This is a genomic window from Pseudomonas sp. DR 5-09 (genome assembly GCF_001655595.1).
GTDB classification, from domain to species: domain Bacteria; phylum Pseudomonadota; class Gammaproteobacteria; order Pseudomonadales; family Pseudomonadaceae; genus Aquipseudomonas; species Aquipseudomonas pharyngis.
Map to the genome: position 1 here is coordinate 466,039 of NZ_CP011566.1, position 17,037 is coordinate 483,075.

Here is a 17,037-nt window from a genome sequence, read left to right on the forward strand (position 1 = left end):
GTCGAACAATGAACAGGATTTTCTCCACCCTCGGTTTTTCGCTATGGATAGCGCTGCTTTCGCCGATGGTACAGGCAGCCAATCTGAAGGCGCTGGACGTCGCGGCACTGCCGGGCGACCGGGTCGAGCTGAAGCTGTCGTTCGATGGCCCGCCTCCGCAGCCCAAGGGCTACACCACCGATTCGCCGGCGCGGATCGCACTCGATCTGCCGGGTGTCGCCAGTCAGCTGGCAAGCAAGACCCGTGACCTGGGCAGTGGCAATGCCCGCACGGCCACGGTGGTCGAGGCCAATAACCGGACACGGCTGATCATCAGCCTGACGCAACTGGCACCGTACGACACCCGGGTCGAAGGCAATACGGTGTTCGTGGTGGTCGGGCAAGGCAGCAAAGCCGCTGCCCCACGTACGGCGGCTCGTGCCCCGCGTGCAGCACCGGCGGCAGCGCCGGTCCGCACGTTTACGCCGACCGCCAGAGCCATTCGCGGCGTGGATTTCCAGCGTGGCACGGCGGGCGAGGGCAACGTGGTCATCGACTTGTCCGACCCGGCTATCGCCCCGGACATCCAGGAGCACGACGGCAAGATCATCCTCAATTTCGCCCGTACCCAATTGCCAGAACCGCTGCGGGTGCGCCTCGACGTCAAGGACTTCGCCACCCCGGTGCAGTTCGTCAATGCCGGGGTCAGCGGTGATCGGGCGACGATCACCGTCGAACCCAGCGGTACTTTCGACTATTCCACTTACCAGACCGACAACAAGCTGACCGTCAGCATCCGGCCGTTGACCGTCGATGACCTGCAAAAACGCAACGCCGATCGCAACAGCTATAACGGCGAAAAGCTCTCGCTGAATTTCCAGGACATCGATGTGCGTTCGGTGCTGCAACTGATCGCCGACTTCACCAACCTCAATCTGGTGGCCAGCGATACGGTGCAGGGCGGAATCACCTTGCGCCTGCAGAACGTGCCGTGGGATCAGGCGCTGGATCTGGTGCTCAAGACCAAAGGCCTGGACAAGCGCAAGGTCGGCAACGTGTTGCTGGTGGCGCCGGCGGATGAAATTGCTGCGCGCGAGCGGCAGGAACTGGAATCGCAGAAGCAGATCGCCGAACTGGCGCCGCTGCGTCGTGAGCTATTGCAGGTGAACTACGCCAAGGCCGCCGACATCGCCAAGCTGTTCCAGTCTGTCACCAGCGCCGAGGCGAAGGTCGACGAGCGGGGTTCGATCACCGTCGATGAGCGGACCAATAACATCATTGCCTACCAGACCCAGGATCGTCTCGACGAACTGCGGCGGATTGTGGCGCAGCTGGATATTCCGGTGCGTCAGGTGATGATCGAAGCGCGGATCGTCGAGGCCAACGTCGACTACGACAAGAGTCTGGGCGTGCGCTGGGGCGGTTCGATTCAGAACAAGGGCAACTGGAACACTTCCGGAGTCAGCAACGGTTCGTCGACCACCATTGGCACGCCGGGCAGCACTAGTACCAACTCGCCGTTCGTCGATATGGGCACGGTCAACAACACCTCCGGGATCGGCATCGCCTTTATCACCGACAACGTCTTGCTCGACCTTGAGCTGACCGCCATGGAGAAGACCGGCAACGGCGAAATCGTCTCGCAGCCCAAGGTGGTCACCTCCGACAAGGAGACCGCGAAGATCCTCAAGGGCACCGAGATTCCGTACCAGGAAGCCAGCTCCAGCGGCGCTACGTCGGTGTCCTTCAAGGAGGCGTCGCTGTCGCTGGAAGTGACGCCGCAGATCACCCCGGACAACCGCATCATCATGGAGGTGAAGGTCACCAAGGACGAACCGGACTACCTGAACAAAGTGCAGGATGTACCGCCGATCAAGAAAAACGAGGTCAATGCCAAGGTGCTGGTGAACGACGGCGAGACCATCGTGATTGGGGGCGTGTTCTCAAATACTCAAAGCAAGGTTGTAGATAAGGTGCCATTTCTTGGCGATGTGCCGTATCTTGGCCGCCTTTTCCGGCGTGATGTGGTTTCGGAGAAAAAATCCGAGCTGCTGGTATTTCTCACTCCGCGTATCATGAATAACCAGGCGATTGCTGTGAGTCGTTGATTCTGTGCGAAATTTGATTCTTGTAGGACCGATGGGGGCTGGAAAAAGCACCATCGGCCGATTACTGGCCAAAGAGCTGCGCCTGCCGTTCAAGGATTCCGACAAGGAAATTGAACTGCGTACGGGCGCCAATATTCCGTGGATCTTCGACAAGGAAGGCGAGCCCGGCTTTCGTGACCGTGAGCAGGCGATGATCGCAGAGCTGTGCGCGTTCGACGGCGTGGTGCTGGCGACCGGCGGCGGCGCGGTGATGCGCGATGCCAACCGCAAGGCCCTGCACGAGGGCGGGCGGGTGGTGTATCTGCACGCCTCCGTCGAACAGCAAGTCGGCCGCACCTCTCGCGACCGCAACCGGCCGTTGTTGCGCACTGCCAATCCGGAGAAAACCTTGCGCGATCTGCTGGCGATCCGTGATCCGCTTTATCGGGAAATCGCCGACTTGGTGGTGGAAACCGACGAGCGGCCACCGCGCATGGTCGTGCTCGATATTCTCGACCGCCTGGCGCAGCTTCCGCCCCGTTAAAGCATTGCTCGAAATGCGCTATCCTCGGCGTCCTGTCACGCCCGCCGAGGTTGTGGCGGATGGCGTGCGAGCGGCGTCATACCCGCTACAGGCTGCAGACAACCAATAATTCAGGGCAGGACGCCTGCTTCCATCTTCACTGTGGGGACACATGCAGACACTCAAGGTCGACCTAGGCGAGCGCAGCTACCCGATTCACATTGGCGAGGGACTGCTGGACCAGCCAGAGCTGCTGGCCCCGCATATCCATGGGCGGCAGGTGGCAATCATCTCCAACGAGACCGTTGCGCCGCTCTATCTCGAGCGTCTGACCCGCAGCCTGGCGCAGTTCTCGGTGGTTTCCGTGGTGTTGCCCGACGGCGAAGCCTTCAAGAACTGGGAAACCCTGCAGTTGATTTTCGACGGACTGCTGACCGCCCGTCATGACCGCCGCACCACAGTGATCGCCCTCGGTGGCGGCGTGATCGGCGACATGGCCGGTTTCGCGGCCGCCTGCTACCAGCGCGGCGTCGATTTCATCCAGATTCCTACCACGCTGCTGTCCCAGGTCGATTCGTCGGTGGGCGGCAAGACCGGGATCAACCATCCGCTGGGCAAGAACATGGTTGGCGCGTTCTATCAGCCGAACGTGGTGCTGATCGATACCGCGTCCCTGAAAACCTTGCCGGCGCGTGAGCTGTCGGCAGGGCTGGCGGAAGTCATCAAGTACGGCCTGATCTGCGACGAGCCGTTCCTGACCTGGCTCGAAGACAACGTCGACGCCCTGCGTGCACTGGATCAAACGGCCCTGACCTATGCCATCGAGCGCTCCTGCGCCGCCAAGGCGGCGGTGGTCGGCGCCGATGAGAAGGAAACCGGTGTACGGGCCTCACTCAACCTCGGCCACACCTTTGGCCACGCCATCGAAACCCACATGGGCTATGGTGTCTGGTTGCATGGCGAAGCGGTCGCTGCCGGCACCGTGATGGCGCTGGAAATGTCCGCGCGTCTGGGCTGGATCAGCGAGCAGGAGCGTGATCGCGGCATCCGGCTGTTCCAGCGTGCCGGTCTGCCGGTGATTCCGCCGGAAGAGATGACCGAAGCCGATTTTCTTGAACACATGGCAATTGACAAAAAAGTGATCGACGGTCGCTTGCGCCTGGTGCTGCTGCGCCGGATGGGCGAAGCGGTGGTGACCGACGATTATCCGAAAGAGGTTCTACAGGCCACGCTGGGAGCGGATTACCGCGCTCTGGCTCAGCTTAAAGGTTAATAAGATTCCGATGACTAGTTTGCATGCCGACGAGGCGTTCCTCGGCCATTTCCAGTTAAGTCACGACCCTTTCGCACCGCGGGTGCCGGGCTTCAAATTCTTCCCGGCCCAGCGCAAGCCGGTGCTGGGTCAACTGCATCACTTGGCTCGTTACAGTCAGTTGCTGCTGGTGGTCACCGGCCCGCAGGGCAGCGGCAAGACCCTGCTGCGCCAGGCGCTGGTTGCCAGTACCAACAAGCAATCGGTGCAGAGCGTCGTCGTTTCCGCCCGTGGCGCCGGCGATGCAGCCGGTGTGCTGCGCCAGATCGCCCAGGCGCTGGACGTGGCTCAGGCCGAAGTCGGGGCGATCCTCGATCAGGTCGTACAACTGGCGCTGACGGGGCAGGAAGTCTATCTGCTGGTGGACGATGCCGAGCAGCTCGACGAGTCCGCCCTTGAAGCCCTGATGGCGCTGGGCGCCGGCGCGCCGGAAGGTCGCCCGCATGTGTTCCTGTTCGGCGAGTCGTCGCTGATCGCGCAGCTCGAGGCTTTGCACCTTGAGGAAGAGCGCTTTCACGTCATCGAACTGCAGCCGTACACCGAAGAAGAAACCCGCGAGTATCTTGACCAGCGGCTCGAAGGTGCCGGCCGGGGTGTCGAACTTTTCACCGCGGATCAGATCTCTGATATTCACGAAAGCTCCGAGGGTTGGCCGGGCAACATCAACCAGGTCGCTCGCGATGCTCTGATCGAAGTCATGATTGCCAGCCGCTCTGCGGTCAAGCGTCCAAGTATGGGGTTCAACATGCCGAAGAAACACGTATTGGCGATTTCCGCCGTCGTTGTGGTCGCGGTCGCTGCCGCCTGGCTGATGCCGGGTCGCAACAAGGCACCGACCACCGGTGCGCCGGCCAACGAGCAGGCGCAACTGCCATTGGGCCAGGGCACGCCGCAGGCGGGTGGCGCGCCGTCCGTCGAATTCAACGGCAATACCCAGCCGATGCCGCTGCCGCTGGTCGGCAACTCGCAGCCGGTAATGCGCGGTCCGTTGGCTGAAGCGGCGGGTGGCATCACCGAAGGCGACGACGGCGTGCCGGTCGAAGGCTCCAGCAACACGCCACCGACCGTGACCACTACCGCGCCACCCGCGGGCGTTCAGGCCGGCCCTGCGCCGACCCCGGTTCCGGTTCCGGCCCCGGCGGCCAAACCGACCCCGGCACCGACCCAGGTCGCTACCGCCAAGCCTGCTCCGGCCGCTCCAGTGGCCAAACCGGCTCCGGTGCCTGCCAAGCCTGTTGCCGCCGCGAAACCTGCCGAGAAGCCGGTCACCGTCGCCAAGGCTGCCGGTGGCAGCTGGTACGCCGGTCAGCCGACCAGCAACTACGTGGTGCAGATCCTCGGCACCAGCTCCGAAGCGACCGCGCAAAACTTCGTCAAGGAGCAGGGCGGCGAGTACCGTTATTTCAAGAAAGTCCTCAACGGCAAGCCTCTCTACGTGATCACCTACGGCAACTTCGCCAATCGTGATGCAGCCGTTTCTGCCATCAAGGCCTTGCCAGCGAAGGTTCAGGCTGGTAAACCTTGGCCTCGCACTGTCGCCAGCGTCCAACAGGAACTGGCAACAACTCGCTGAAGATTCGGCGGCCTTACCCAGGCCGCCTCTCCAAGCACCTCAAAATTTCTACAAGTGCGCGCCGCCCTTACGGGCCGCGTGCCTTGTGGTGTCTGCGTCACAGTAGTCTTTGAGTCGTTGCGGTCAAAATTAAAAAAGTTTTGACTAGCACAGCAGATCGCTTTAAACCTTTCACAAATGCGACATGAATTTGCGACATTTCGTCGTCAAATTTGTGAGCCTCTGTGTCGCTGTGTACAATGACCACCCTTTTGCTCCCGCAAAGCCGGCGTACGTTCGGCGCGGCAAGCAAGTGGTTGAATTGAAAAGAAATTTGCCTCGTTAAGAGGCAGCCTGGTGAGAAAGTGTCTATGAAAGCAGGTCTGTACCAACCAGATGAATTCAAGGATAACTGCGGTTTCGGCCTGATAGCCCATATGCAGGGCGAACCCAGTCATACCCTTTTGCAAACGGCCATCGAGGCCCTGACCTGCATGACCCACCGCGGTGGGATTAATGCCGACGGCAAGACCGGTGACGGTTGCGGTCTGCTGATTCAAAAACCCGACGCCTTCCTGCGTGCCATTGCCCAGGAAGCCTTCAGCGTCGAGCTGCCCAAGCAATACGCCGTGGGCATGGTCTTCTTCAATCAGGATCCGGCCAAGGCCGAAGCCGCTCGCGAGAACATGAACCGCGAGATCCTGGCCGAAGGCCTGCAACTGATCGGCTGGCGCAAAGTGCCGATCGACACCAGCGTCCTCGGCCGTCTGGCCCTTGAGCGCCTGCCGCAGATCGAGCAGGTGTACATCGGCGGCGAAGGCCTGAGCGATCAGGACATGGCGGTCAAGCTGTTCAGCGCCCGTCGTCGCTCGTCCGTGGCCAATGCCGCCGACACCGACCACTACATCTGCAGCTTTTCCCACAAGACCATCATCTATAAAGGCCTGATGATGCCGGCCGACCTGGCCGCGTTCTATCCGGACCTGGGTGACCAGCGCCTGCAAACCGCAATCTGCGTGTTCCACCAGCGCTTTTCCACCAACACCCTGCCGAAATGGCCGCTGGCTCAGCCATTCCGCTTCCTCGCCCACAACGGCGAGATCAACACCATCACCGGCAACCGCAACTGGGCGCAGGCCCGTCGGACCAAGTTCACCAACGATCTGATGGATCTGGAAGAACTCGGCCCGCTGGTCAACCGTGTCGGTTCCGACTCTTCGAGCATGGACAACATGCTCGAACTGATGGTCACCGGCGGCATCGACCTGTTCCGTGGCGTGCGGATGATCATTCCGCCAGCGTGGCAGAACGTCGAAACCATGGACCCGGATCTGCGTGCGTTCTACGAGTACAACTCGATGCACATGGAGCCGTGGGACGGCCCGGCCGGCGTGGTCATGACCGACGGTCGCTACGCGGTGTGCCTGCTCGACCGTAACGGTCTGCGCCCGGCGCGCTGGGTCACCACCAAGAACGGTTTCATCACCCTGGCGTCGGAAATCGGCGTCTGGAACTACCAGCCTGAAGACGTGCTCGCCAAGGGCCGTGTCGGCCCGGGCCAGATCTTCGCCGTGGACACCGAAACCGGGCAGATCCTCGACACCGACGCGATCGACAATCGTCTGAAATCCCGTCATCCGTACAAGCAATGGCTGCGCAAGAACGCCCTGCGCATCCAGGCGACCATGGAAGACAACGATCACGGTTCGGCTTTCTACGACGTCGATCAGCTCAAGCAATACATGAAGATGTATCAGGTCACGTTCGAAGAGCGCGATCAGGTACTGCGTCCGCTTGGCGAGCAAGGCTACGAAGCCGTCGGCTCGATGGGCGACGACACGCCGATGGCGGTGCTGTCCCAGCGCGTGCGCACGCCGTACGACTATTTCCGTCAGCAGTTCGCACAGGTGACCAACCCGCCGATCGACCCGCTGCGTGAAGCGATCGTGATGTCGCTGGAAATCTGCCTCGGTGCCGAGCGCAACATCTTCCAGGAATCGCCGGAACACGCCTCGCGCGTGATCCTCAGCTCGCCGGTCATTTCCCCGGCCAAGTGGCGTTCGCTGATGAACCTCGACCGCCCGGGTTTCGAGCGGCAGATCATCGACCTCAACTACGACGAAAGCGTCGGCCTCGAAGCGGCAATCCGCAACGTCGCCGATCAGGCCGAAGAAGCCGTGCGTGCCGGTCGTACCCAGATCGTCCTGAGCGACCGTCATATCGCTCCGGGCAAGCTGCCGATCCACGCCTCGCTGGCCACCGGCGCGGTGCACCACCGCCTGACCGAAAAAGGCCTGCGCTGCGACTCCAACATCCTGGTTGAAACCGCCACCGCACGGGATCCGCACCACTTCGCGGTGCTGATCGGCTTTGGCGCCTCGGCGGTCTATCCGTTCCTGGCCTACGAAGTGCTGGGCGACCTGATCCGGACCGGTGAAGTGCTGGGCGACCTCTACGAGGTGTTCAAGAACTACCGCAAAGGCATCACCAAAGGTCTGTTGAAGATCCTGTCGAAGATGGGCATCTCGACCATCGCCTCGTACCGCGGTGCGCAGCTGTTCGAAGCGATCGGTCTGTCCGAAGAAGTCTGCGAGCTGAGCTTCCGTGGCGTGCCGAGCCGAATCAAGGGTGCGCGTTTCGTCGACATCGAAGCCGAACAGAAAGCACTGGCCACCGAAGCCTGGAGTCCGCGCAAGCCGATCCAGCAGGGCGGTCTGCTGAAGTTTGTCCACGGTGGCGAATATCACGCGTACAACCCGGACGTGGTCAACACCCTGCAAGCCGCCGTGCAGCAGGGCGACTACGCCAAATTCAAGGAATACACCTCGCTGGTGGACAACCGTCCGGTGTCGATGATCCGCGACCTGTTCAAGGTCAAGACCCTCGACACGCCGCTGGACATCAGTGAAGTCGAGCCGCTGGAATCGGTGCTCAAGCGCTTCGACTCCGCCGGTATCTCGCTGGGCGCCCTGTCGCCGGAAGCTCACGAAGCCCTGGCCGAAGCCATGAACCGCCTCGGTGCGCGTTCCAACTCCGGCGAAGGCGGCGAAGACCCGGCGCGCTACGGCACTATCAAGAGCTCGAAAATCAAGCAGGTTGCGACCGGCCGTTTCGGGGTGACCCCGGAATACCTGGTCAACGCCGAAGTGCTGCAGATCAAGGTCGCCCAGGGCGCCAAGCCGGGCGAGGGCGGGCAACTGCCGGGCGGCAAAGTGAACGGGCTGATCGCCAAGCTGCGTTACGCAGTGCCGGGCGTGACCCTGATTTCGCCACCACCGCATCACGACATCTATTCGATTGAAGACTTGTCGCAGCTGATCTTCGACCTGAAACAGGTCAACCCGAAGGCGCTGGTTTCGGTGAAACTTGTGGCAGAAGCGGGCGTCGGCACCATCGCCGCCGGTGTGGCCAAGGCCTACGCGGACTTGATCACCATCTCCGGCTACGACGGCGGTACCGGTGCATCGCCGCTAACCTCGATCAAATACGCGGGCGCTCCGTGGGAACTCGGCCTGGCCGAAACCCACCAGACCCTGCGCGGCAACGACCTGCGCGGCAAGGTTCGGGTACAGACCGACGGCGGCCTGAAAACCGGCCTCGACGTGATCAAGGCTGCGATCCTCGGCGCCGAAAGCTTCGGCTTCGGCACCGCGCCGATGATCGCGCTGGGCTGCAAATACCTGCGTATCTGCCACCTGAACAACTGCGCCACCGGCGTCGCGACCCAGAACGAGAAGCTGCGCAAGGATCACTACATCGGCACCGTCGACATGGTGGTGAACTTCTTCACCTACGTCGCCGAAGAAACCCGTGAGTGGCTGGCCAAGCTGGGCGTGCGTTCCCTCGAAGAGCTGATCGGCCGCACCGATCTGCTGGAAGTCCTCGAAGGCCAGACCGCCAAGCAGCATCACCTGGATCTGACCCCGCTGCTGGGCAGCGATCACATCCCGGCGGACAAGCCTCAGTTCTGCGGCGTCGAGCGCAACCCGCCATTCGACCAGGGCCTGCTGGCCGAGAAAATGGTCGAGATGGCGACGTCGGCGATCAACGACCTCAGCGGCGCCGAGTTCGATCTGGACATCTGCAACTGCGACCGTTCGATCGGCGCACGGATCTCCGGCGAAATCGCGCGCAAGCACGGCAACCAGGGCATGGCAAAAGCGCCAATCACCTTCCGCTTCAAGGGCACTGCGGGTCAGAGCTTCGGCGTGTGGAACGCCGGCGGTCTGAACATGTATCTGGAAGGCGACGCCAACGACTACGTCGGCAAAGGCATGACCGGTGGCAAGCTGACCATCGTGCCGCCGAAGGGCAGCGTTTATAAGACTCAGGAAAGCGCCATCATCGGCAACACCTGCCTGTACGGCGCCACGGGCGGCAAGCTGTTCGCCGCCGGCACCGCAGGCGAGCGTTTCGCCGTGCGCAACTCTGGTGCCCACACAGTTGTGGAAGGTACTGGCGATCACTGCTGTGAGTACATGACCGGTGGTTTTGTCTGCGTTCTGGGCAAGACCGGTTACAACTTCGGCTCTGGCATGACCGGCGGTTTCGCCTACGTGCTCGACCAGGACAACACCTTCGTTGACCGGGTCAACCACGAACTGGTGGAAATCCAGCGGATCAGCGGCGAGGCGATGGAAGCCTATCGCAGCCACCTGCAGAACGTGCTGAACGAGTACGTCGCGGAAACCGACAGCGAGTGGGGTCGTGAACTCGCCGAGAACCTCGATGACTACTTGCGCCGTTTCTGGTTGGTCAAGCCGAAGGCTGCCAACCTGAAGTCGTTGCTTTCCAGCACCCGTGCCAACCCGCAGTGATATGCGCCTGAAGAGTTTGATGAGGTTTTAACAATGGCTGAACGTCTGAATAACGACTTCCAGTTCATCGATGTCGGGCGCAAGGATCCGAAGAAGAAACTGTTGCGTCAACGCAAGAAAGAGTTCGTGGAAATCTACGAACCGTTCAAACCCCAGCAGTCGGCCGACCAGGCCCACCGCTGCCTGGGTTGCGGCAACCCGTATTGCGAATGGAAGTGCCCGGTGCACAACTTCATTCCGAACTGGCTGAAGCTGGTGGCCGAGGGCAACATCCTCCAGGCCGCCGAGCTGTCGCACCAGACCAACACCCTGCCGGAAGTCTGCGGCCGGGTGTGCCCGCAGGACCGTCTGTGCGAGGGTGCCTGCACCCTCAACGACGGCTTCGGTGCGGTGACCATCGGTTCGGTCGAGAAGTACATCACCGATACCGCGTTCGCCATGGGCTGGCGCCCGGACATGTCCAAGGTCAAGCCGACCGGCAAGCGTGTCGCGATCATCGGCGCGGGCCCGGCGGGTCTGGGTTGTGCCGACGTGCTGGTGCGTGGCGGCGTGACGCCGGTGGTGTTCGACAAGAACCCGGAAATCGGCGGTCTGCTGACCTTCGGCATCCCCGAGTTCAAGCTCGAGAAGACCGTGCTGAGCAATCGCCGCGAAGTCTTCACCGGCATGGGCATCGAATTCCGCCTCAACACCGAGGTCGGCAAGGACGTGACCATGGAGCAACTGCTCGCCGAATACGATGCCGTGTTCATGGGCATGGGCACCTACACCTACATGAAGGGCGGTTTTGCCGGTGAGGACCTGCCGGGCGTTTATGACGCACTGGATTTCCTGATCGCCAACGTCAACCGCAACCTGGGCTTTGAAAAGTCGCCGGAAGATTTCGTCGACATGAAAGGCAAGAAGGTCGTGGTGCTGGGCGGCGGCGACACGGCGATGGACTGCAACCGCACGTCGATCCGCCAGGGCGCCAAATCGGTGACCTGCGCCTATCGTCGTGACGAAGCAAACATGCCCGGCTCGCGCAAAGAGGTGAAGAACGCCAAGGAAGAAGGCGTGAAATTCCTCTACAACCGTCAGCCGATCGCCATCGTTGGCGAGGACAAGGTCGAAGGCGTGAAAGTGGTCGAGACCCGTCTCGGCGAGCCGGACGCCCGTGGCCGTCGCAGCCCCGAGCCGATCCCGGGCTCCGAAGAGATCATCCCGGCCGACGCTGTGGTCATCGCTTTCGGTTTCCGTCCAAGTCCGGCGCCGTGGTTCGAGCAGTTCGAGATCCAGACCGACAGCCAGGGCCGCGTCGTCGCGCCCGAGCAAGGTCAGTACAAGCACCAGACCAGCAACCCGAAAATCTTCGCCGGTGGCGACATGGTGCGCGGTTCCGACCTGGTGGTGACGGCGATCTTCGAAGGCCGCAATGCGGCTGAAGGGATCCTGGATTACCTGGGCGTCTAAACCCGGTTCGAAACTGCACCGCAATACCTGTGGGAGCTGGCTCGCCAGCGATGCAGACACCTCGGTCTAACTGGTCAACCGAGGTGTCTGCATCGCTGGCAAGCCAGCTCCCACAGTGTTTTGTGGTGTTGCAAAGCCTGCAATTCAGCGCGACAAATTGACCCGATAGACAAAAGGCTGACCTGCATCCGTGCCTTTTGCGTCGCGCTCTGAGAAAATGCCCGCACTTTTTTTCCGGATGCCGACATGACTGCCCTGAAGAACGACCGTTTCCTCCGCGCCCTGCTCAAGCAACCCGTAGACGTCACCCCTGTGTGGATGATGCGCCAGGCCGGCCGCTACCTGCCGGAATACCGCGCCAGTCGCGCCCAGGCCGGTGATTTCATGAGCCTGTGCATGAATCCGGAATTCGCCTGCGAAGTCACGCTGCAACCGCTGGACCGCTATCCGCAACTGGATGCGGCGATCCTGTTCTCCGACATCCTCACCATTCCCGATGCCATGGGCCAGGGCCTGTACTTCGAGACCGGTGAAGGTCCGCGCTTCAAGAAAGTTGTCAGCACCCTGGCCGACATCGAAGCCCTGCCGATCCCCGATCCGCACAAAGACCTCGGTTACGTGATGGACGCGGTGAGCACCATCCGCCGCGAACTGAACGGCCGTGTACCGCTGATCGGTTTCTCCGGCAGCCCGTGGACTCTCGCCACGTACATGGTCGAAGGCGGCTCGTCGAAAGACTTCCGCAAGACCAAGGCGATGCTCTACGACAACCCGCAAGCCATGCACCTGCTGCTGGACAAGCTGGCGCAATCGGTGACTTCGTACCTGAACGGCCAGATCCAGGCCGGTGCGCAAGCGGTGCAGATCTTCGATACCTGGGGCGGCAACCTGTCGGCGGCGGCGTATCAGGAATTCTCCCTGGCCTACATGAAGAAAATCGTCAGCGGCCTGATCCGCGAGCACGACGGTCGCAAAGTGCCGGTGATCCTCTTCACCAAGAACGGCGGCCTGTGGCTGGAAAGCATCGCCGAGGCCGGCGCTGACGCACTGGGCCTGGACTGGACCTGCGACATCGGCAACGCCCGCGCCCGCGTCGGTGACAAGGTCGCGCTGCAAGGCAACATGGACCCGACCGTGCTCTACGCCAAACCTGAAGCGATCCGCACCGAAGTCGGGCGCATCCTCGCCAGCTACGGCAAGGGCAGCGGCCACGTGTTCAACCTCGGCCACGGCATCACCCCGGAAGTCGACCCGGAACACGCCGGCGCCTTCCTGCGTGCTGTGCACGAGTTGTCGGCGCAGTATCACGAGTAATCGGCGCTCAGCTCTAAGGGTAGAAAACAAAAACGCCCGGCTAATGCCGGGCGTTTTTTTGTGGGCGTGAATCAGGCTTTGACGCCACCCAGCGGCGGCAACTTCGCCAGCTTCAACGCCACCAACAGTGCCACCAGCAACAGCGCGCCGATAAACAGCCCAATCCCGTTCCACCCGGCCATGTGCCAGAACACCCCGCCCGCCGTCCCGGCGATGCTCGACCCGGCGTAATAGCTGAACAGGTACAACGACGACGCCTGGCCCTTGGCCTTGAGCGCCCGGCGGCCGATCCAGCTGCTGGCGACCGAGTGGGCGGCGAAGAAGCCGAAGGTGAAGATCAGCATGCCGATGATCACCAGCGGCAGCGGTGTGAACATCGTCAGGGCGAGGCCGGCGAACATCAGGGCGATGGTCGCCCAGAGCACTTTGCGGCGGCCCAGTTTGTCGGCCAGCGAACCGATTTTTGCCGAGCTGTAGATACCCGAGAGGTACACCACCGACAACAGCCCCACGAACACTTGATCCATGTGGTACGGCGCGGCCAGCAGGCGGTAACCGATGTAGTTGAACAGGGTGACGAACGCGCCCATCAGCACGAACGCTTCGAGGAACAGCAGCGGCAGGCCGGCATCGCGAAAGTGCATGGTGAAACCGTCGAGCAGGCTGCGCGGGTGCAGCGAGCGGGAGCGGAAGTTGCGCGACTCCGGCAGGATCTTCCAGAACACCGCCGCCGCAATCAACGCCAGGCCGCCGATCACCATCATCGCCGTGTGCCAGCTGACGAAGTCGATCAGCACCCCGGTGATCAACCGCCCGCTCATCCCGCCAATCGCGTTGCCACCGATATACAAACCCATCGCCAGACCGATGTGCTGGGGATGGATTTCCTCGCTGAGGTAAGTCATTGCCACCGCCGCCAGGCCGCTCAATGACAGCCCGATCAACGCACGCATGATCAGCACGCCGTGCCAGCTCGGCATCATCGAACTGGCGATGGTGCACAGCGCCGCGGCGAACAGTGCGGCGACCATCACCGGTTTGCGCCCGACCCGATCGGAAATCGGGCCGGTGATCAGCAGACCGAACGCCAGCATGCCGGTGGCCACCGACAGGATCAGGCTGCTCTGCGCGGCGTTGATCGAATATTCGTGGGACAGCAGCGGCATCATCGGCTGCACGCAGTACAGCAGGGCGAAGGTGGCGAAGCCGCCGCTGAACAGCGCGAGTACCGTGCGCATGAACGCGGGCGTGCCTTTCTCGATGTAGATCTCTTGCAGTTCGGTCAGCACATCGTCCGCCGCAGCGGGCGGGACTTCATGGGCCAGTGGAGCGACGGCGGTTTTCACATCAGACCTCGGAGGGCGCGGGCAGGCAGGCAATGAAAAAATCATATAGCTGGCTAATGTTTCTATCCAATATATTGTTCGACCTGTTTGATAGCTTTCACGACCTAATGGGGTGTTCATGGAATTGCGTCATCTGCGCTACTTCATCGCCGTCGCCGAAGAACTGCACTTCGGCCGGGCCGCACAGGTGCTGGGCATCTCCCAGCCACCGCTGAGCCAGCAGATTCAGGCGCTGGAACAGGAAGTCGGCGCGCGGCTTTTCGAGCGTACCAATCGTCGGGTCGAGCTCAGCGAGGCCGGGCGACTGTTTCTGGAGGAAGCGCGGCTGGTGCTCGCCCAAGTCGATAAAGCGGCGGACGTGGCCCGCCGGGCGCAACTCGGTGAACTAGGGGAGTTGAAGATCGGCTTCACCTCGTCGGCGCCTTTCAACTCGACCATTCCCCAGGCGATTTTTTCCTTCCGTCAGCGCTTCCCGGCTGTGCACCTGAACCTGCGCGAGATGAGCAGCACCATGGTGGCCGACGCGTTGGTGGACGAATCGATCGAGGTCGGCATCATGCGCCCGCTGGGTTTGCCGGATTCGCTCAGCGTGGTCGAACTGATGCGCGAGCCCTTGGTGGCGGTGCTCAGCTCCAAACATCCGCTGGCGCAGGGCTCCGAAGAGGGGCTGTTCCTCTCGGCGCTGGCCCTCGAACCGTTCGTGTTCTTCCCGCGCAGCTACGGGAGCGGTCTGTATTCGCAACTGATCAGCCTAGCCCGCGATGCCGGGTTCAGCCCGCACTTCGCCCAGGAGGCCGGCGAAGCCATGACCATCATCGGTCTGGTGGCAGCCGGTTTGGGCGTGTCAGTGATGCCGGCGTCGTATCAGCGGATGCGCATCGACGGCGTGGTCTATCGACCGCTGCTCGATCCCGAGGCCGTGACGGCGGTGTGGCTGGTGCAGCGCAAGGATCAGAAATCACCGATGGCCAAGGCATTTGTCGAACTGCTCACGCGCAAGGTCGAAGCCGGTTGATCAGGGCAGCCGCACCAGATCACCCTTCAACGCCACTCGTGTGACAAAGATGCCGGCCCGACATTCGTAAGTGTTCAGATCCTTGCGCACATGCTGGTCGTAGTAGCTGACGATGTTGGTCACCGCATTCGCCCCGACACGCTTGGCCTCGGCCTGCAGCGCAATCAGATTCGACTGCAACACCCACTCGCAGGAGTCGTGATCGCTCTTGTTGAAGCCGTTGGTCTTCAAGTCACTGATCACCCCGCGCCGCAACAACCGCTGAGTGCCCTGAGGCCCGTTGCCGACCAGATAAAACTTCACACTGCCATCCAGCCGCCCGGCGCGCATCGCATCCGACACGACGGTTTCGAACGGCATGTACATCAGATTGGTGGCGTGGCTGGCACTGGGGAGCAGGCTGAAAAGGGCGGCAGCGATCAGGGCTTTCGCTTGCATGGTCGTCTCCTTGACGTAACGCGCAGCAAATCACGGGTATGACGAGTGTAGACGCCGTATATCGGACAGAGAGAAGTCCATGTAGAGTACGTGTAGCTCAACGGCTACACTTGCGACCATGACTGAGATACTTCGAAGCTCCACATTCTCGAGCTGGCTTGTGAAGCTGGCTGATAGTCGCGCCAGGATGCGTATTCAGGTGCGAATTGATCGTATGGCTGAAGGAAACTTCGGTGATGTCAAAGCCATTGGCGAAGGGATCAGCGAAGCCCGAATTGACTATGGCCCGGGATATCGGGTCTATTTCATGCAGCAAGGTCGTCAGCTGGTCATCCTCCTTTGTGGTGGAGACAAGAGCAGTCAATCTCGAGACATCAAGCAAGCCAGGCTCATCGCGGAATCCTGGCAGGAGCAAAACCCATGACCGAACAATTCACTCGTTGGGACTCAGCCGAGTACCTCAAGACAGAAGAGGACATGGCCAACTATCTGGATGCCTGCATGGAAGAGGCGGGGGATGACCCGGCTTTTATTGCCAAGGCACTTGGCACAATTGCTCGGGCGCGTGGCATGACCCAGGTCGCGCGGGATGCGGGGCTATCAAGGGAAAGTCTTTATCGCGCACTGTCAGGCGAGGTAAATCCCGAGTTTGGAACGATCCTCAAAGTCATGAAAGCGCTGGGGCTGAAGTTGCATGCCAGCACATGATCTGAATTGAAAAGGGCGCCGAAAGGCGCCCTTTGTCGTTTCCGGCCGTTACTTAACCGTCGCCAGATCGCCCTTCAACGCTACGCCCGCCATGATGGCGCCCGCGTGGCATTCGTAGGTTTTCGCATCCTTGCGCTCGTTGCTCTTGTAGAAGCTGACGATGTTGGTCACGGCGTTGGCGCCGGCGTTTTTTGCGGCCTGGTGCAGGCTGATGATCGCCGATTGCACGACCCACTCGCAGGCTTCCTGATCGGTCTTGTTGAAGGCGTTGGTCTTTTTGTTGGTCACGGCGCCGGGGCTGACAACGGTAACTTTGCCGGCCGGGGCGTTGCCCGCCAGATAGAACTTCACGCTGCCATCGATCTTGCCGGTGCGGGTCGCTTCGGCGACGGCCTTGTCGAACGGCAGATAGACCGCCGTGTCACGGGCCTGACTGACGGCCGGCAAGGCGCAGATGAGCAGGGTGGCAGCGAGTTTCTTGAAGTGCATGGAGG

The 17,037-nt window shown here is 61.5% G+C and carries 13 protein-coding genes; 10 read left to right on the top strand and 3 right to left on the bottom strand.

What is annotated here, in order from left to right:
- Nucleotides 1-8: 8 nt before the first annotated feature.
- The 7 genes from pilQ to hemE all read left to right on the top strand — a co-directional run bounded on the left by pilQ (nt 9) and on the right by hemE (nt 13,036).
- Entirely contained in the window at nt 9-2,087 is a 2,079-nt protein-coding gene (pilQ, locus tag PDR5_RS02075) for a type IV pilus secretin PilQ (RefSeq protein WP_039766429.1), read from the top strand.
- Between the two features lie 4 nt (nt 2,088-2,091).
- Nucleotides 2,092-2,610 carry a shikimate kinase AroK gene (gene aroK / locus PDR5_RS02080; protein ID WP_011332081.1) on the top strand — a complete coding sequence of 173 codons (519 nt, stop codon included), beginning with the start codon at nt 2,092-2,094 and terminating at the stop codon, nt 2,608-2,610.
- A gap of 151 nt (nt 2,611-2,761) precedes the next feature.
- A complete protein-coding gene (gene aroB, locus PDR5_RS02085; RefSeq protein ID WP_064592907.1) occupies nt 2,762-3,862 on the top strand; it encodes a 3-dehydroquinate synthase in 1,101 nt (366 codons plus the stop codon).
- Between the two features lie 10 nt (nt 3,863-3,872).
- Nucleotides 3,873-5,474, top strand: coding sequence for an AAA family ATPase (locus PDR5_RS02090; RefSeq protein ID WP_064592909.1), 1,602 nt, complete (start codon nt 3,873-3,875; stop codon nt 5,472-5,474).
- A gap of 350 nt (nt 5,475-5,824) precedes the next feature.
- On the top strand, nt 5,825-10,270 hold the full coding sequence (gene gltB / locus PDR5_RS02095) for a glutamate synthase large subunit (protein WP_064592911.1): 4,446 nt from the start codon (nt 5,825-5,827) through the stop codon (nt 10,268-10,270).
- 33 nt (nt 10,271-10,303) lie between these two features.
- A complete protein-coding gene (locus PDR5_RS02100; RefSeq protein ID WP_007909438.1) occupies nt 10,304-11,722 on the top strand; it encodes an FAD-dependent oxidoreductase in 1,419 nt (472 codons plus the stop codon).
- Nucleotides 11,723-11,968: 246 nt separating this feature from the next.
- On the top strand, nt 11,969-13,036 hold the full coding sequence (gene hemE / locus PDR5_RS02105; protein ID WP_007968321.1) for a uroporphyrinogen decarboxylase: 1,068 nt from the start codon (nt 11,969-11,971) through the stop codon (nt 13,034-13,036).
- Nucleotides 13,037-13,107: 71 nt separating this feature from the next.
- Here hemE and PDR5_RS02110 read toward each other — a convergent pair whose 3' ends face one another.
- On the bottom strand, nt 13,108-14,382 hold the full coding sequence (locus PDR5_RS02110) for an MFS transporter (RefSeq protein WP_064592913.1): 1,275 nt from the start codon (nt 14,380-14,382) through the stop codon (nt 13,108-13,110).
- Between the two features lie 118 nt (nt 14,383-14,500).
- On the opposite strand from PDR5_RS02110, the gene PDR5_RS02115 reads away from it, so the two are divergent.
- Nucleotides 14,501-15,397: a LysR family transcriptional regulator gene (locus PDR5_RS02115; protein ID WP_039766450.1), complete on the top strand. Its 897-nt coding sequence runs from the start codon at nt 14,501-14,503 to the stop codon at nt 15,395-15,397.
- Here the strand turns inward: PDR5_RS02115 and PDR5_RS02120 are convergent, their stop codons facing one another.
- Nucleotides 15,398-15,835, bottom strand: coding sequence for a hypothetical protein (locus PDR5_RS02120; protein WP_064592915.1), 438 nt, complete (start codon nt 15,833-15,835; stop codon nt 15,398-15,400).
- A 118-nt stretch (nt 15,836-15,953) separates the two neighbouring features.
- On the opposite strand from PDR5_RS02120, the gene PDR5_RS02125 reads away from it, so the two are divergent.
- Together PDR5_RS02125 and PDR5_RS02130 are read left to right on the top strand one after the other, a co-directional pair.
- Nucleotides 15,954-16,259 (top strand): type II toxin-antitoxin system RelE/ParE family toxin, encoded by a 306-nt coding sequence (locus PDR5_RS02125; protein ID WP_039766452.1) that lies wholly within the window; start codon nt 15,954-15,956, stop codon nt 16,257-16,259.
- Nucleotides 16,256-16,543: an addiction module antidote protein gene (locus PDR5_RS02130; RefSeq protein WP_011332089.1), complete on the top strand. Its 288-nt coding sequence runs from the start codon at nt 16,256-16,258 to the stop codon at nt 16,541-16,543. The genes PDR5_RS02125 and PDR5_RS02130 overlap by 4 nt, the downstream gene beginning before the upstream one ends.
- A gap of 48 nt (nt 16,544-16,591) precedes the next feature.
- On the opposite strand, the gene PDR5_RS02135 is transcribed toward PDR5_RS02130, so the two are convergent.
- A complete protein-coding gene (locus PDR5_RS02135) occupies nt 16,592-17,032 on the bottom strand; it encodes a hypothetical protein (RefSeq protein ID WP_064592917.1) in 441 nt (146 codons plus the stop codon).
- Nucleotides 17,033-17,037 lie beyond the last annotated feature (5 nt).

Coding starts and splice junctions, on each gene's coding strand:
- pilQ (WP_039766429.1), top strand. CDS start 9: ATGAACAGGATTTTCTCCACCCTCGGTTTTTCGCTATGGATAGCGCTG.
- aroB (WP_064592907.1), top strand. CDS start 2,762: ATGCAGACACTCAAGGTCGACCTAGGCGAGCGCAGCTACCCGATTCAC.
- PDR5_RS02090 (WP_064592909.1), top strand. CDS start 3,873: ATGACTAGTTTGCATGCCGACGAGGCGTTCCTCGGCCATTTCCAGTTA.
- gltB (WP_064592911.1), top strand. CDS start 5,825: ATGAAAGCAGGTCTGTACCAACCAGATGAATTCAAGGATAACTGCGGT.
- PDR5_RS02100 (WP_007909438.1), top strand. CDS start 10,304: ATGGCTGAACGTCTGAATAACGACTTCCAGTTCATCGATGTCGGGCGC.
- hemE (WP_007968321.1), top strand. CDS start 11,969: ATGACTGCCCTGAAGAACGACCGTTTCCTCCGCGCCCTGCTCAAGCAA.
- PDR5_RS02115 (WP_039766450.1), top strand. CDS start 14,501: ATGGAATTGCGTCATCTGCGCTACTTCATCGCCGTCGCCGAAGAACTG.
- PDR5_RS02120 (WP_064592915.1), bottom strand. CDS start 15,835: ATGCAAGCGAAAGCCCTGATCGCTGCCGCCCTTTTCAGCCTGCTCCCC.
- PDR5_RS02125 (WP_039766452.1), top strand. CDS start 15,954: ATGACTGAGATACTTCGAAGCTCCACATTCTCGAGCTGGCTTGTGAAG.
- PDR5_RS02130 (WP_011332089.1), top strand. CDS start 16,256: ATGACCGAACAATTCACTCGTTGGGACTCAGCCGAGTACCTCAAGACA.
- PDR5_RS02135 (WP_064592917.1), bottom strand. CDS start 17,032: ATGCACTTCAAGAAACTCGCTGCCACCCTGCTCATCTGCGCCTTGCCG.